This window comes from Streptomyces sp. MMG1533, assembly GCF_001279775.1.
Taxonomy (GTDB): Bacteria; Actinomycetota; Actinomycetes; order Streptomycetales; family Streptomycetaceae; genus Streptomyces.
This window is the reverse complement of sequence record NZ_LGDG01000035.1, coordinates 1-15,081: the sequence shown is the minus strand read 5'-3', so window position 1 is coordinate 15,081 and position 15,081 is coordinate 1. Positions and strand designations below refer to the sequence as shown.

The window sequence follows — 15,081 nt, the reverse complement described above, 5'->3', positions numbered from 1 at the left end:
ACTGCGCACCGAATCCGGCGACATCTCGATCGGCGCCGCCCGCGGAGTCTCCGCCGCCCTGGACGCCGGCACCACCCACGGCCGGATCCACAACGCCCTGCTGAACACCGACGGCGCCACCACCCAGCTCGACATCCACGCCACCACCGCCCACGGCAACATCACCGCCCGCAGCCTCTGAGGAGCACCCACCATGACCGACTTGGCCATCGCGGCGAACGGGCGGCGCAAGTCCTACGGCGACAAGGTCGTGCTCGGTCCGACACCGGGTGGCGCCTCGCCTTCGGGCATCGTCCGCGCGTGTCCGATTCCTTCAAGACCGGCGCCCGCCCCCCTGCCTACGGTGGCCCCATGACTCCACGATTCGACGCGATCGGCCTGGTGGCCTCCGACATGGCCGCCTCCGTCACCTTCTACCGCCGGCTCGGTTTCGCCTTCCCGGAAGGTGCCGAGCAGGAGCCGCATGCCGAGGCCGGACTGCCGGGCGGGCTGCGGTTGATGCTCGACAGTGAGGAGACCGTGCGCCAGATCCGGCCGGAGTGGCAGCCGCCGGCCGAAGGCGGGCGCATCTCGCTCGCGCTGCTGTGCGACAGTCCGGCCGAGGTCGACTCGGTGTACGAGGAGCTGGTGGGCGCCGGGTACCACGGAGAGCTCAAGCCGTGGGACGCGGTGTGGGGGCAGCGGTATGCGGTGGTGCTCGACCCCGACGGCAACGGGGTCGACCTGTTCGCACCACTGCCCGGGGCGGCCCAGTAGTTCCGCCGCTACCCGGGGCGGCCCAGTAGTTCCGTCAGCGGCACACCCGCCAACTCCTTCACGTCCCTTGCCAGATGGGCCTGGTCCGCGTAACCGGACCGGGCCGCCGTCTGAGCGAGGGGTACACCGGAGCGGGCCAGGGCGAGGGCGCGCTGCAGGCGCAGGACCCGGGCCAGCGTCTTGGGACCGTAGCCGAAGGCGGCGAGGCAGCGGCGGTGCAACTGGCGGGCGCCCACGGCGAGTTCGTCGGCCGTCGCGGCGACCGGGCGGCCCGCGTCGAGGGCCGCGACCACCTGTCGCAGGAGCGGGTCGGGGGGATCGGTCGCGGCGGCCCGTTCCAACGCCACCTGCTCCAGGCCGCTCGCCGGATCGTCGGCCGCGTTCACCTGTGCGGTGACGCGCCGCACCTCCGCGGCCGGCCACACGTCGGCCAACTCCACCCGCCGGTCGCGCATCTCGTGCGCGGGCACGCCCAGGAAGGTCGGTGCGGTGCCCGGGTGGAAGCGGACGCCGGCCCAGGCGCTCGGCTCGCCCTCGGTGAGGTACGCGCGTGTGTCGGGCCCCGCGACCGCCAGTCGGCCCTCGTGCCACAGCAGGTCCATGCATCCGTCGGGCAGGATGCGCCCTGCGCCGGGCCCGGACGGGGCGTTCGTCCACACCACCGCCCCGGTCAGCCGGGAGGCCCGCTCCGTGTACACGTACGCCAGGCTACGCCTTCGGCAGGGCGCCCGGCCCGTCCGTGCGCTCCCACTGCGCGGCCAGCTCCCACGGGTCGTGGGCGCAGAAGACGGTCACCTCGTCGCCGTGGTCGTGGAGGAGTTCGCGCAGCCGGGCCTGGGTGCCGAGGCGCAGGTCGTGGTGGACCTCGGCGCCGACCTGGACGAGGTCGAGGAGCGGGTGCGGATGACGGTGGTGCCGGAGCTCGCGGTGGTAGTAGTAGGCGTCGCCGCAGTGCAGGAGCCAGCGCTCGCCGTCCCGGACGGCCACTCCCGTGTGCCCTTCGGTGTGACCGCCGAGCGGTATCAGGCGGATCTCCGGCGGCAGGCCGTCCGGCTGGATCGCGGTGAACCCGAACCAGTCGTCGCCCCGCCCCGGTGTGCAGGTGACCCAGCGGGGCCCGTGCGCCCAGTGGGAGGGCCGGTAGCGGAAACTCGGCGCCTCGGCCGTCGCCGCTTCCAACTCGGCCGCCAGTACGTGGACTTGCGCGTCCGGGAAGTCGGGGAGACCGCCGCAGTGGTCGACGTCGAGGTGGGTCACGATGATGTGCCGCACGTCGGAGGGCACATACCCCAGCCGTGCGACCTGGCGGATCGCGGTCTCCTCCACATCGAGGACGGGCCCGGCCATCTCGACCCAGTCGGCGCCGAGGCTGCGGTCGGGGTGGCGTACGTCGTCCAGGCCCAGCCCGGTCTCGACGAGGACCAGGCCGGCCGAGTCGGTCTCCACCAACAGACAGTGGTTGACTGCGTTCCGAGGTGGCGGGCCGTCATAGGTGGCTTCGATCCGGCGCAGGGAACCGCAGTTGAGGTGATGGATGGTCATGGCGCCCACCCTGCGACTTGAACTACGGTTCAAGTCAAGGAGGTCGGGATGGACGAGGAGTGGCTCGACATCGGTGAGGTGGCCGCGCGGTCCGGTCTGGCGCCCTCGGCGCTGCGGTTCTACGAGAAGCGCGGGCTCATCACCCCGTTCGGGCGCAACGGGCTGCGCCGCACGTACCGCCCCGACGTGCTGGAGCGCCTCGGCCTGATCACGTGCGCCCGCAGCGCCGGGTTCACGATCGCCGAGATCGCCCGGTTCCTGGTCGCCGACCCCGACGAACGCGACGACGCCGGGCTGCGGGAGCGGATGGCCGCGAAGGTGGGTGAGCTGGACCGGCTGATCGACCGGCTCGACCGGCTGCGGGCGAGCCTGCGGCATGCGGCCGTGTGCACGCATCAGCCGCTGGTCGAGTGTCCCGAGTTCAGGCGGGCGGTGGGGGCGGTTTCGGCCGCGGAACCGGCCCGGTAGCCCTGTGACGCCCCTCCCTGCGCCGCCCGCGTCCGATGCTCCTGCGGACTCACCCCGTACACCCGCTTGAACGCGCTGGACAGGGCGAAGGCGCTGCCGTAGCCGACCTGGCGGGCGATCGACTCAAGGGTGTCGTCGGTGTCGCGGAGGCGGTCCTCGGCGAGGGCGAGGCGCCGGCCGGTGAGGTACGTCATCGGGGGCTCGCCGACGAGTTCCGTGAAGCGACGGGCCAGCGCGGCCCGGGAGACGCCGGCCTTGGCGGCGAGGGACGCCACCGTCCAGGGGTGGGCGGGGTCGTCGTGGGCCAGGCGCAGGACGCGGCCGACGACCGGGTCGGCGAGCGCCGCGTACCAGGCGGGCGGTGCCGCCTCCGGGCGGGCGAACCAGGCGCGCAGCCCGGCGATGACCAGCAGGTCGAGGAGGCGGTCCAGGACGACCTCCTGGCCCGGTTCGTCGCGCACGATCTCGTCCATGAGGACGGGCGTGAGCGCGCACCGCCACATGCCGGAGGTGAGGGAGAGCAGGGGCGGCAGCGCGTCCAGGAGACGGCCGTGGATCTCGCCCTGGACCAGGTACGTCCCGATCAGCATCATCGTGGAGCCGTCGGTCCGGCTGCCCCAGCTGCGGACGCCGATGTCCATCGAGCCGTTGAGGGGCCGTCCGTCGGGGTAGTGGCACTCCGCGCCCGGCAGGATCAACGCCTGGGGCGCGGTGCCGGGGTCGTCGGCGCAGGTGTACGGGTCGGGGCCGCGCGCGATGGCCAGCTCTCCGGGCCGCAGTCGCACCCGCTCCCCCGTGTCCGGCACGATCCAGGACTCGCCGCGGACCATCAGCATCACCGTCAGCGGGGCACGGTCCTCGACGCGGATCGCCCACGGCGGGTCGAAGCACGCGCGGATCATGAAGGCGCCCCGGGCCCGGGGGCCCTCCAGGAGGCCCGCAAGGGGGTCCCCCCGCGTGAGCCCGTTCGAGCGTGGGGGAGCGTCCATGCCGTCAGCGTAGACGCCCGCGCATGGGAATGAGCCGTTCAGCGATGGGCTGTTGAAGCGCGCGGCCGTTGGCTGAAGCCATGACGGAAAACACGGAGAACAAGGCGGAGAACATGGCGTACACGCAGGACATGACGGTCGTGGTGACCGGTGCCTCCGGGCGTACCGGGAGCCGGGTCGCCCGGGCCGCGCGGGCGGCCGGGCTGACGGTGCGGGCCGCGTCCCGCGCGCAGGGCTTCGACTGGGAGGACCCGACGACATGGGCGGACACGCTCCGCGGCGCCGACGCGGCGTACCTCGTGCACCCCTTCGACATCGGCTCCCCCGCGGCCGCCGAGGGGATCGGCGCACTCGCCCGGGAGGCGGTCGGGCTCGGCGTACGGCGGCTGGTGCTGCTGTCGGCGCGCGGCGAGGAGCAGGCGCTGCCGGCCGAAGAGGCGCTGAGGTCGTCGGGCGCGGACTGGACGGTCGTACGGGCGTCGTGGTTCGCGCAGAACTTCAGCGAGGGGCCGCTGGTGGAGGGGCTGCGGTACGGGGAGCTGGTGTTCCCGGCCGGTGAGGTGCGGGAGCCGTTCGTCGACCTGCGGGACGTCGGGGAGGTGGTCGCGGCGGTGCTGACGTCCGGGGACCGGTATGCGGGGGCGACGCTGGAACTGACCGGGCCGCGGCTGCTGACCTGGCGGGAGGCGGTCGCGGAGATCTCGGAGGCGACCGGCGTCAAGGTGACGTACACGCCGGTGCCCGTGCGGGCGTACGGGGAGACGCTGGCGGGGTTCGGGGTGCCGCCGGAGGAGGCGGCGTTGCTGGTGGAGGTTTTCGAGGGGCTGCTGGACGGCCGCAACGCTCGCCTGACCGACGGGGTCCGTCAGGTGCTGGGCCGCGGCCCGCGCGACTTCGGGGACTTCGTGCGGGAGGCCGCGGCGGCCGGCACCTGGAAGGCGTGACACCGTGGAGACCGCCGGCCCGACAAGCCCGCCGCCCTACGAACCCTCCGTCTTGTGGGGAGGATGGGTGCTCTTCTCCTCCGTCTTGTGCGGGGGGTGGGTGCTCTTCACGTGGGTACGCAGGCGGGACGTCACGTCCTCCGGCGGCAGGAAGCGCGACCAGCGCTCCGGGAACTCGGAGGGCATGTCCGGGTCGTCCGGGTCGTCCGGGACCGACGCGCGGGCCGCGGTGGCGCGGGCGACGTACTCGGCGACCTGCGCCTCGCGCAGCCGCTCGTTGGCGGCGCGGGCCGCGGCCGTCGCGGCGGCGGGCCAGACCCGGTCGATCGCGGCGTTCATCGCGGCCCCGACCAGGACGGCGAACGCGGACACGCCGATCCACAGCAGTACGGCGACGGGCGCGGCGAGGGAGCCGTAGATGGTGGGGCCCTCGACGGTGTTGGTCAGGTAGATGCGCAGCAGGAAGCTGCCGAGGACCCACATGGCGAGGGCCACCAGGGCGCCGGGCACGTCCTCGATCCACGGGGAGCGGACGGGGACGGACACGTGGTACAGCGTGGTCAGGAAGACGATGGACAGCACGATGACGACGGGCCAGTAGAGCACCTGCACGACGGTCTCGGACCACGGCACGATGTTCACCACCGCGTCCGGTCCGGCCACCATCAGCGGCAGCGCGATCGAGCCGATCAGGAGGGCCACGACGAACAGCAGGAAGGCCATCAGTCGGGTCTTGACGATGCCGCGGACGCCGTCGAGGCCGTACATCACGGTGATGGTGTCGATGAAGACGTTCACCGCGCGGGAGCCCGACCACAGGGCGAACAGGAAGCCTATGGAGATGACGTCGGGCCGGCCGCCCTTCATCACGTCGTGCAGGATCGGCTGGGCGATCTCGGTGACGCCCTTGTCGGACAGGATCGTGCGCGAGGCCTCGAGGAGGTTGGTCTCCAGGCTCGCGATGGTGTCGGCGCCGGTCCAGTCGTCGACGTAGCCGAGCAGCCCGATCATGCTCAGCAGCAGCGGCGGCACCGAGAGCAGCGTGAAGAACGCCGCCTCGGCCGCCAGACCCAGGATCCGGTACTCCATGCACGAGTTGACGGTGTCCTTGATCAACAGCCAGGCGGTCCTGCGCTTCGACACGTTCCGATAGAGGGCACGCGCCCGATGGAGGCGGCCGGCGGGCGGCTGAGGGGATTCACTTGCTGGCTGCACGAACTAAAGGTATCCGTCGTAGCCGGCTGTGCTCATCCCCCGGTACCCCGGCCCGCGGGGGCGCGTCACCTCCCGCGGGGACGCGTCACCTCCACGCCCCCCTCCCCGCACAGCCGGCTGCCGCGTCGCTGTGGTGACCTCCGCCGTGCGGGGTAAGTTCGCTGACATGGCAGGCAGCACTCACACCGTGACCAACCAGCCTCCGCCCCTGGTCGGATACGACGCGTTCACCGCCGACCGCGCCCTGACGGCGGCGGTGGACCGGCACACCGCCCCGGACCTGCTCGACGAGGTGCGCGACGAGCTGGCGGCGCTCGGCCGGGCCTGTGGCTCGGCGCAGGTGCAGGAGTGGGGCGCGCAGGCGAACGAGAACCCGCCGGCACTGCGCACCCACGACCGTCACGGGCACCGGATCGACGAGGTCGACTTCCATCCGGCCTGGCACCGGCTGCTCGGCAAGGGCGTCTCGGCCGGCCTGACCGCGGCCTGGTCCAGGCCCGGCGGGCAGGTGCGGCGCGCGGCCGCGTTCCTGCTGTGGACGCAGGTCGACGCCGGCAACCTCTGCCCGCTGTCGATGACCCACGCCGCGGTGCCCGCCCTGCGCACCGACCCCGCGCTCGCCGCGGAGTGGGAGCCCCGGCTGACGTCCATGGTCTACGACCGTGAGCTGCGGCCCGCCCGTCTCAAGGCCGGGGCGCTGTTCGGGATGGGCATGACGGAGAAGCAGGGCGGCAGCGACGTGCGGGCGGGCACGACGGCCGCCCGGCCCCTCGCCGAGGACGGGACGTACGAGCTGACCGGGCACAAGTGGTTCTGCTCGGCGCCGATGTCGGACGGGTTCCTGGTCCTCGCGCAGGCTCCGGAGGGGCTCACCTGCTTCCTGGTGCCGCGGGTGCTGGAGGACGGCACCCGCAACGTCTTCATGATCCAGCGGCTCAAGGACAAGCTGGGCAACCGGTCGAACGCGTCCGCCGAGGTCGAGCTCGACGGGACCTGGGCCCGTCGGGTCGGCGAGGAGGGGCGCGGGGTGCGCACCATCATCGAGATGGTGGCGGCGACCCGGCTCGACTGTGTGCTCGGCTCGGCGGGCCTGATGCGGCAGGCCGTCGCGCAGGCCGTCCACCACTGCACGTATCGCGAGGCGTTCGGCGCGAAGCTCGTCGACAAGCCGCTGATGCGCAACGTCCTGGCCGACCTCGCCCTGGAGTCCGAGGCGGCGACCACGCTCGGGCTGCGGCTCGCGGCGGCCTGCGACGACGGGAGCGAGCAGGAGCGGGCGCTGCTCAGGATCGCGGTGCCGGCCGCCAAGTACTGGGTGACCAAACGGTGTTCGCAGGTGACGGTCGAGGCGTCCGAGTGCCTGGGCGGCAACGGGTACGTCGAGGAGTCGGGGATGCCCCGGCTGGTCCGCGAGTCGCCGCTCAACTCGATCTGGGAAGGCGCCGGGAACGTCCAGGCCCTTGACGTGCTGCGCGCGCTGCAACGCGAGCCGATGGCGCTGAACGCCTACCTCCAGGAGGTCGGCAAGGCACGCGGCGCCGACCACCGGCTCGACGCGGCGATCAAGGACCTGCTGACCGAACTCGCCGACCTGGAGGGCGTGGAGGGACGCGCGCGGCGGCTGACCGAGCGGCTCGCGCTGGTGCTCCAGGGGTCGCTGCTCGTGCGGCATGCGACGCCGGAAGTGGCCGACGCGTTCTGCGCGGCCCGCCTGGGCGGCGACTCGGGCGCGGTCTTCGGGACGCTGCCGCACAGTCTGGATCTGGCGTCGGTGGTGGAGCGGGCCCGGCCCGAATCCTGACCGGCGTCGCCGGCTCCTGACCGGGGTCGTCTGCAAGAAGCCCGCCGGTGGCCTGATCCGCCCGCGTACGTCCGCACGGCGCGGGGGTGGTGCTGCGCCGACACGGCACCACCCCCGCCACTGGCCCGTTGGAGCCATGTGCGCCGCACTGGGCGGCGTCGCTCAAGTTTCAAGCACGGCAGGGCAGTCCACCAGGGTTGCAGGGGGTTGCAACTTCCCGGCCTCTGTGTGCGGACTGTGTCCCTCCGACTTGGGCAGGCGGCACTATGAGACGGACAGTCAGGACGGACTTCCGGACCGTGGCCGAAAAGCCACCGCGAACCGGTTGCCCCGACCCCTTCTTCCGGGAGGTCCCGTGGCACTCTCGCCGTCGGACGTGACGCAGCTCGCCGCCGTGGACTCGGCGCGGGCGGCACGGGTACTGAGCGAGGTCCGCTCCGCCACGCTCTCCGGGCAGCGCGCGCCGGTCGCGCCACGGCCGGTGATCGAGCAGTCCTGGGGGCGGATGCTGCGCAGCGGTGTGGATCCCGACCACGACTTCCGGTCGGGTCTGCTGTCCCGCGAGGAGGTGCAGCGGCGCCGGGAGACGACGGCCCTCAGGCATGTGCTGCCGGTGTTGCGGGAGGGGTTGCTGTCGGTCGCGGACGTCGCCCACCACATCATGGTCGTCGCCGACGACCAGGGCCGGGTGCTGTGGCGCGAGGGCAGTTCGCCCGTGCTGCGCAAGGCCGACGGGCTCGGCTTGGAACTCGGCGCCGACTGGCGGGAGGACGTCGTCGGCACCAACGGCGTGGGCACCCCGGTCGTCGTACGGCGTCCCGTGCAGGTCTTCGCCTCCGAGCACTTCGTACGCTCGCACGCCACCTGGACCTGTACCGGCGCCCCGATCACGGATCCGCGGGACGGCCGGCTGATCGGGGTGGTGGACGTGAGCGGGCCGCTGGAGACGATGCACCCGGCGACGCTCGCCTGGGTCGACTCGGTGGCCAAGCTCGCCGAGGCGCGGCTGCGCGAGCTGCACGTGGGCTCGCTGGAGCAACTGCGGGCGGTGGCCGCGCCGGTGCTGGCCCGGCTCGCGGGGCGGGCCGCGGTGGTGGATCAGGAGGGCTGGACCGCCGCGGTGACCGGGATGCCGTACACGAACCGGATCGCGCTGCCCAAGTCCCTTTCGCCGGGCCGCCGGTGGCTGCCGGCGCTCGGGCTGTGCGCGCTGGAGCCGCTGCCGGGCGGCTGGTTGCTCCGTGCCGCCGACGAGCCGTTGCCGCGGGGCGCCACCCGGATCGTGCTGGACCTGGCGCAGCCGCGCCGCAGGTCGGTGACGGTGTCGGGCTCGGCGGGCTCCTGGAGCCAGGAACTCAGCCCCCGGCACGCCGAGTTGCTCTATCTGCTCGCCCTGAACCGCACCGGTCGCAGCGCGGCCCGGCTGGCCGAGGACATGTTCGGCGATCCGGGGCGTACGGTGACCGTGCGGGCCGAGATGTCCCGAGTGCGGCGGTATCTCGGGGGGTTCCTGGAACATCGGCCGTATCGTTTCTGCGAGGACGCCGACGTCGAGGTGCTCCTCCCGGCCGACCCGCGCGACCTGCTGCCCGGCTCGACCGCTCCGGCCGTCGTGGCCGCTCGGGCCGTGCCCGACCAGACGCACTGAACAACCTCAGGGTGCATCTTCCGCATAATTGCACGTTCTTCGCCCCCTACCGCCTCCTACTGCCGTAGCATCCTCTACGGGCCACCCCACCTGCTCCTCGGTCAACGTACGGATCATCAGGCGCAGTTGGCCCGCCTCGGGAGGACGAATGAAGCACCGCGGGAGACACCGCCGTCAGCGGCGGGGCAGGGCGTGGCGCGCCTTCCTGGCCGGGACCGCCCTCGCCCTGACCGGCGCCGCCACCATGATCAGCGCCTCACAGGCCACGGACAGCGCGGCCCCCGGAGCGCTCAAGCCGATCACCTCGTCCGAGCGGATCGCCGCCCTGCGGCTCCAGGAACAGCAGGTACCCGAGGCCACGCTCGACCGCCTGGCCTCCACGATGGGCCGGCCCGTCGGGGTGAGCGCTGTCCTCGAGGACGCCGACCACAGCCTGCGCACCGCGGCCGACTGCACGGCCGAGGAGCGGACGGCGCTGCCCGTCGAACCGGCGGCCACCCGTGCCCACTGCTGGGACGCCGCCGACACCCGCTCCTGGCAGCCGGGGGCGGTCACCACCTCCGGGGACGCGGACGACGACGGCCTCTGGGGCCAGAACCGCGTGATCCTCTCCGGCTGGTCGCAGAACGCCACGGCGAGCGGCCACGGCCTCGCCCGGGTCGCCTTCATCGACGCGAACGACCTGGACCGCCTCACGTACACCTGGGTACTGCTCACCGTCCCGGTCGACGGCGGGCGCACCTACCGGGCCCTCGACTCCGACATCTCCGGCATGGTCTGGTACCAGGAGAAACTGCTGGTCACCGCCGCCGACGGGCTGTACGTCTACGACATGAACCGCGTCCAGCGCGCGACCGTGGCCGGCCCGGCGGTCGGCCGGGTGCCCGGCGGCTGGTCGGCGCACGGCGCCCGCTTCGTACTGCCCGCCGTCGGCTCCTACCGCCCGGTCGACGCCGACACCCGCCCCGCGGGTCTCTCCCTGGACCGCAGCACGACGCCCGACACCCTGGTCGCGAGCGAACGGACCACGGCGGACGGCGAGGGACCCGCCCTCCTGTGGCGCTACCCCTTCGCCACGGACCCGGCCCGCTCCGGCCTGCCGGCCACCGACTTCGCCGGGCGCGCGGACGCCACGGAGGCGTACGAGACGAAGGCGGCCGACGTCCAGGGCGTGCTGTCGTACCGCTCCCACTGGTACGTGAGCCGCGCCTCCGACGAGCAGGACGGGCGCGGCACGCTGTGGCGGCAGGACGCCGACACCGCGCGGGCCACGCAGTGCGGGTCCGACGACACCCAGCACTGCTGGAGCGCGCGCACGCCGTCCCTCTCCTACTGGGAGGCGACCGGCGAGGTCTGGTCCCAGTCGGGCCGGATGCTCTTCGCGCTGCCACTGACCTCGGTCGACAGATCACTGGGGTAGAGCCGCGGACGGCGATCGACAGATCGTTCACGAGCGTGATTCCCTGGCCGCCATGACCAACATCCCCGTGACCACCTGGTCCCTGGAGCAGACCGCCCCGACCGACCTCCTTCCGGCCGCCGCACCGGACGGAGACGTGCGGATCGTCCGCTCCGAAGTCCCCTCGCCCGAGTTCAGCCGCTTCCTGTACGCGTCCGTCGGCGGGGACATCCGCTGGATCGACCGGCTCGGCTGGACGTACGCGCGATGGGCGGAGCACCTGGGCCGACGCGGGGCGGAGACCTGGGTTGCATACGACCGCGGGACGCCCGCCGGGTACGTGGAGCTGGACCCCCAGGACGACGGGGTCGTGGAGATCATCTACTTCGGGCTGCTTCCGGCTTTCCGTGGCCGGCGGATCGGCGGGCACCTGCTGTCACAGGGCGCCGCCCGCGCCTGGGACCTCGCGGACCGCTGGCCGGGGCTGCCGCCGACCAAGCGGGTGTGGCTGCATACCTGCAGCCTGGACGGCGAGCACGCGATGGCCAACTACCAGCGTCGGGGCTTCACGCTCTTCGACACCAAGGTCGAGGAGGAGCCCGAGGTCGCCGCGCCGGGCCCCTGGCCGGGCGCCTACCCTGCCTGACCTGCGCCGACAAGGTCTTGTTCGGCCCATGTGACCGAGAACACCCTTGTCTCATCCTTCGGGACATGGGTGTCCACATGGCGGACGAAGCTGGACTGTGTCCAGATCTCCGTGACACGCTTCCGTCATGTCTGGAACTGGAATTGCCTTGGTGAGTCGGCGGCACGTCGACCTCGGCCGCATGTCCAGCGCCATCTGTCCGGCGCGCTGACGCTCCACCAGTGGCCTCCGGCCACGAGCACGCGCCGCCCGGCACCCCCACTTCTGTCTCCTTTCCTGCGCAAAGACGCGCATGTACACCCATGCGCCCGCGCGCGCAGGTCAGAGCCGCATTCCCGCCTGTCCCGAAGGACGTATCAACCATGGCCGCCACCCCGCAGAACCCTGCCGCCGCGACTCCCCGCCGCAAGGTGAGCCGTCACCGCGGTGAGGGTCAGTGGGCCGCGGGGCACTTCACCCCGCTCAACGGCAACGAGCAGTTCAAGAAGGACGACGACGGTCTCAATGTGCGGACACGCATTGAGACGATCTACTCGAAGCGCGGCTTCGACTCGATCGATCCGAACGACCTGCGGGGCCGGATGCGCTGGTGGGGGCTGTACACCCAGCGCAAGCCCGGGATCGACGGCGGCAAGACCGCGATCCTGGAGCCGGAGGAGCTGGACGACGAGTACTTCATGCTGCGCGTCCGTATCGACGGCGGCCGGCTCACCACCGAGCAGCTGCGGGTGATCGGCGAGATCTCGCAGGAGTTCGCGCGGGGCACCGCCGACATCACCGACCGGCAGAACGTGCAGTACCACTGGATCCGGATCGAGGACGTTCCCGAGATCTGGAACCGCCTGGAGGCCGTCGGCCTGTCCACCACCGAGGCCTGCGGTGACACGCCCCGCGTGGTCCTCGGCTCCCCCGTCGCCGGCATCGCCGAGGACGAGATCATCGACGGCACCCCGGCCATCGAGGAGATCCACCGCAGGGTCATCGGCAACCCGGCCTACTCGAACCTGCCCCGCAAGTTCAAGACCGCGGTCTCCGGCTCGCCGCTGCTCGACGTGGCGCACGAGATCAACGACGTCGCCTTCGTCGGCGTGAACCACCCCGAGCACGGCCCCGGCTTCGACGTGTGGGTCGGCGGCGGCCTCTCCACCAACCCGAAGATCGGCGTCCGGCTCGGCGCCTGGGTTCCGCTGGACGAGGTCGCGGACGTCCACGAGGGCGTCATCTCGATCTTCCGCGACTACGGCTACCGGCGACTGCGCACCCGCGCCCGCCTGAAGTTCCTGGTCGCCGACTGGGGCCCGGAGAAGTTCCGCCAGGTGCTTCAGGACGAGTACCTCAAGCGCGAGCTCGTCGACGGCCCCGCCCCGGCCCAGCCGGTGGAGCGCTGGCGCGACCACGTCGGCGTCCACCGCCAGAAGGACGGCCGCTTCTACGTCGGTTTCGCCCCGCGTGTCGGCCGCGTGGACGGCGCGACCCTGACGAAGATCGCCGAGCTCGCCGAGGCGCACGGCTCCGGCCGGGTCCGTACCACCGTCGAGCAGAAGATGATCGTCCTCGATGTCGAGGAGCCGCAGGTCGAGTCGCTGGTCGAGGCCCTTCAGGCGCTGGACCTGACCGCCAAGCCCTCCCCGTTCCGGCGCGGCACCATGGCCTGCACCGGCATCGAGTACTGCAAGCTCGCCATCGTGGAGACCAAGGCGCGCGGCTCCCAGCTGATCGACGAGCTGGAGCGCCGGATCCCGGACTTCGACGAGCCGATCACCATCAACCTCAACGGCTGCCCGAACGCCTGCGCCCGTATCCAGGTGGCGGACATCGGTCTCAAGGGCCAGCTCATGCTCAACGACCGGGGCGAGCAGGTCGAGGGCTATCAGGTGCACCTCGGCGGCGCGCTCGGCCTGGAGGCCGGGTTCGGCCGCAAGGTGCGTGGTCTGAAGGTCACGTCCGAGGAACTGCCCGACTACGTCGAGCGCGTCCTCAAGCGCTTCCAGGAGGAGCGCGAGGAGGGCGAGCGCTTCGCCGCCTGGGCCTCGCGTGCTTCCGAGGAGGCCCTCTCATGAGCGAGCGTGCCGCTCCCTTCTACTGCCCCTACTGCGGCGACGAGGACCTCCGACCGAGCGAAGCCCCGGAAGGCAGCCACGGCGCGTGGGAATGCGCGGCGTGCAACCGCGCATTCCAGTTGAAGTTCCTCGGGCTGCTCGCCCGGGGCCTTCGGCACGACGACGCAGGGGGACAGCAGATATGACGACGACTCAGGAAGAGCGCACGACGGCGGATCTCAAGGCGCTCGCCGAGCAGGCGGGCCGCGATCTGGAGGACGCCACCGCGCTGGAGATCCTCCAGTGGGCGGTCGACACCTTCGGCCCGCGCTTCTGCGTGACCTCCTCGATGGAGGACGCGGTGGTGGCCCATCTGGCGTCCCGCGTGCGGAAGGGCGTCGATGTCGTCTTCCTCGACACCGGCTACCACTTCCCCGAGACCATCGGCACCCGGGACGCGGTCGAGGCCGTGATGGACGTCAACGTCATCACGCTCACCCCGCGCCGCACCGTTGCCGAGCAGGACGCCGAGTTCGGCCCGAAGCTCCACGACCGCGACCCGGACCTGTGCTGCAAGATGCGCAAGGTCCAGCCGCTGGAGGAGGGCCTGACGGCCTACCAGGCCTGGGCGACCGGGCTGCGCCGCGACGAGTCCCCGACCCGGGCGAACACCCCGGTCGTCGGCTGGGACGAGAAGCGTCAGAAGGTCAAGATCTCCCCGATCGCCCGCTGGACCCAGGACGACGTGGACGCGTACGTCGCCGAACACGGCGTCCTGACCAACCCGCTGCTGATGGACGGCTACACCTCCGTCGGCTGCGCCCCCTGCACCCGCCGCGTCCTGGAGGGCGAGGACGCGCGTGCCGGCCGCTGGGCGGGCCGCAACAAGACCGAGTGCGGACTGCACTGATGACGACCACCCCCGACCTACCCGAGGAGAAGCACGTGACGACCGGAGCCACCGTCTGGCTCACGGGTCTGCCGAGTGCCGGCAAGACCACCATCGCGTACGAGCTGGCCGCCCGGCTGCGCGAGGAGGGCCATCTCGTCGAGGTGCTCGACGGCGACGAGATCCGCGAGTTCATCTCGGCGGGCCTCGGCTTCAGCCGCGAGGACCGGCACACGAACGTGCAGCGCATCGGCTTCCTCGCCGAGCTTCTGGCCCGCAACGGCGTCAAGGCACTCGTCCCGGTGATCGCGCCCTACGCCGACAGCCGCGAGGCGGTGCGCAAGCGCCACCAGGAGAACGGGTCGGCGTACATCGAGGTGCATGTGGCGACTCCGGTCGAGGTGTGCTCGGTACGCGATGTGAAGGGTCTGTACGCCAAGCAGGCGGCGGGCGAGCTGACCGGGCTCACCGGGGTCGACGACCCGTACGAGGAGCCTCTTTCGCCCGACCTGCGCATCGAGTCGCAGGACCAGACGGTGCAGGAGTCCGCGGCCGCGGTCCACGCGCTGCTCACCGAGAGGGGACTGGCATGACGACGACCGCAGCCGAGGTCGACGAGGGCACGGACACCCCGTACGCCCTGTCGCACCTGGACGCGCTGGAGTCCGAGGCGGTGCACATCTTCCGTGAGGTGGCGGGCGAGTTCGAGCGGCCGGTGATTCTCTTCTCCGGCGGCAAGGACTCC

16 protein-coding genes and 2 pseudogenes are annotated in these 15,081 nt (G+C 72.1%); 14 read left to right on the top strand and 4 right to left on the bottom strand.

The window, feature by feature from the left end; genetic code table 11:
* Together ADK57_RS06815 and ADK57_RS06810 are read left to right on the top strand one after the other, a co-directional pair.
* Positions 1-181 (top strand): annotated as a pseudogene (locus ADK57_RS06815) (hypothetical protein); the annotation flags it as partial.
* A gap of 170 nt (positions 182-351) precedes the next feature.
* The gene (locus tag ADK57_RS06810) at positions 352-756 is read left to right on the top strand and encodes a VOC family protein (RefSeq protein ID WP_078972995.1); all 405 of its coding nucleotides are present in this window, start codon (positions 352-354) and stop codon (positions 754-756) included.
* 8 nt (positions 757-764) lie between these two features.
* Here ADK57_RS06810 and ADK57_RS06805 read toward each other — a convergent pair whose 3' ends face one another.
* Positions 765-1,454: a helix-turn-helix transcriptional regulator gene (locus ADK57_RS06805; RefSeq protein WP_053748443.1), complete on the bottom strand. Its 690-nt coding sequence runs from the start codon at positions 1,452-1,454 to the stop codon at positions 765-767.
* 10 nt (positions 1,455-1,464) lie between these two features.
* Complete coding sequence (locus ADK57_RS06800) at positions 1,465-2,298, bottom strand: MBL fold metallo-hydrolase (RefSeq protein ID WP_053748442.1); 834 nt, start codon at positions 2,296-2,298, stop codon at positions 1,465-1,467.
* Positions 2,299-2,346: 48 nt separating this feature from the next.
* Here ADK57_RS06800 and ADK57_RS06795 point away from each other — a divergent pair, with 48 nt between their 5' ends.
* Complete coding sequence (locus tag ADK57_RS06795; protein WP_053748441.1) at positions 2,347-2,766, top strand: MerR family transcriptional regulator; 420 nt, start codon at positions 2,347-2,349, stop codon at positions 2,764-2,766.
* Here the strand turns inward: ADK57_RS06795 and ADK57_RS06790 are convergent.
* Positions 2,694-3,755, bottom strand: a complete 1,062-nt coding sequence (locus tag ADK57_RS06790; protein WP_078972994.1) for an AraC family transcriptional regulator — start codon at positions 3,753-3,755, stop codon at positions 2,694-2,696. The two genes, ADK57_RS06795 and ADK57_RS06790, sit on opposite strands and share 73 nt — an antisense overlap.
* A gap of 80 nt (positions 3,756-3,835) precedes the next feature.
* Between ADK57_RS06790 and ADK57_RS06785 the strand changes: the two genes are divergently transcribed.
* Positions 3,836-4,699, top strand: coding sequence for an NmrA family NAD(P)-binding protein (locus tag ADK57_RS06785; protein ID WP_053748440.1), 864 nt, complete (start codon positions 3,836-3,838; stop codon positions 4,697-4,699).
* A 36-nt stretch (positions 4,700-4,735) separates the two neighbouring features.
* Here the strand turns inward: ADK57_RS06785 and ADK57_RS06780 are convergent, their stop codons facing one another.
* Positions 4,736-5,914: a YihY/virulence factor BrkB family protein gene (locus ADK57_RS06780; protein WP_078972993.1), complete on the bottom strand. Its 1,179-nt coding sequence runs from the start codon at positions 5,912-5,914 to the stop codon at positions 4,736-4,738.
* A gap of 166 nt (positions 5,915-6,080) precedes the next feature.
* Between ADK57_RS06780 and ADK57_RS06775 the strand changes: the two genes are divergently transcribed.
* The 10 genes and pseudogenes from ADK57_RS06775 to ADK57_RS48830 all read left to right on the top strand — a co-directional run.
* A complete protein-coding gene (locus ADK57_RS06775; protein WP_053748438.1) occupies positions 6,081-7,715 on the top strand; it encodes an acyl-CoA dehydrogenase family protein in 1,635 nt (544 codons plus the stop codon).
* A gap of 355 nt (positions 7,716-8,070) precedes the next feature.
* Positions 8,071-9,363 (top strand): GAF domain-containing protein, encoded by a 1,293-nt coding sequence (locus ADK57_RS06770; protein WP_053748437.1) that lies wholly within the window; start codon positions 8,071-8,073, stop codon positions 9,361-9,363.
* Between the two features lie 148 nt (positions 9,364-9,511).
* Positions 9,512-10,783 carry a hypothetical protein gene (locus ADK57_RS06765; protein WP_053748436.1) on the top strand — a complete coding sequence of 424 codons (1,272 nt, stop codon included), beginning with the start codon at positions 9,512-9,514 and terminating at the stop codon, positions 10,781-10,783.
* Between the two features lie 52 nt (positions 10,784-10,835).
* Positions 10,836-11,408, top strand: a complete 573-nt coding sequence (locus ADK57_RS06760; RefSeq protein WP_053748435.1) for a GNAT family N-acetyltransferase — start codon at positions 10,836-10,838, stop codon at positions 11,406-11,408.
* 127 nt (positions 11,409-11,535) lie between these two features.
* The gene (locus ADK57_RS52180; protein ID WP_310591794.1) at positions 11,536-11,619 is read left to right on the top strand and encodes a putative leader peptide; all 84 of its coding nucleotides are present in this window, start codon (positions 11,536-11,538) and stop codon (positions 11,617-11,619) included.
* 151 nt (positions 11,620-11,770) lie between these two features.
* Positions 11,771-13,468: a nitrite/sulfite reductase gene (locus ADK57_RS06755; RefSeq protein WP_053748434.1), complete on the top strand. Its 1,698-nt coding sequence runs from the start codon at positions 11,771-11,773 to the stop codon at positions 13,466-13,468.
* Entirely contained in the window at positions 13,465-13,653 is a 189-nt protein-coding gene (locus ADK57_RS06750) for a hypothetical protein (protein ID WP_053748433.1), read from the top strand. The genes ADK57_RS06755 and ADK57_RS06750 overlap by 4 nt, the downstream gene beginning before the upstream one ends.
* A complete protein-coding gene (locus ADK57_RS06745) occupies positions 13,650-14,357 on the top strand; it encodes a phosphoadenylyl-sulfate reductase (RefSeq protein ID WP_053748432.1) in 708 nt (235 codons plus the stop codon). Before ADK57_RS06750 ends, ADK57_RS06745 begins: the two co-directional genes overlap by 4 nt.
* Positions 14,357-14,929, top strand: coding sequence for an adenylyl-sulfate kinase (cysC, locus tag ADK57_RS06740; RefSeq protein ID WP_078972992.1), 573 nt, complete (start codon positions 14,357-14,359; stop codon positions 14,927-14,929). Before ADK57_RS06745 ends, cysC begins: the two co-directional genes overlap by 1 nt.
* Positions 14,926-15,081, top strand: a pseudogene (locus ADK57_RS48830) (sulfate adenylyltransferase small subunit); the annotation flags it as partial. The gene cysC and the pseudogene ADK57_RS48830, both read left to right, overlap by 4 nt.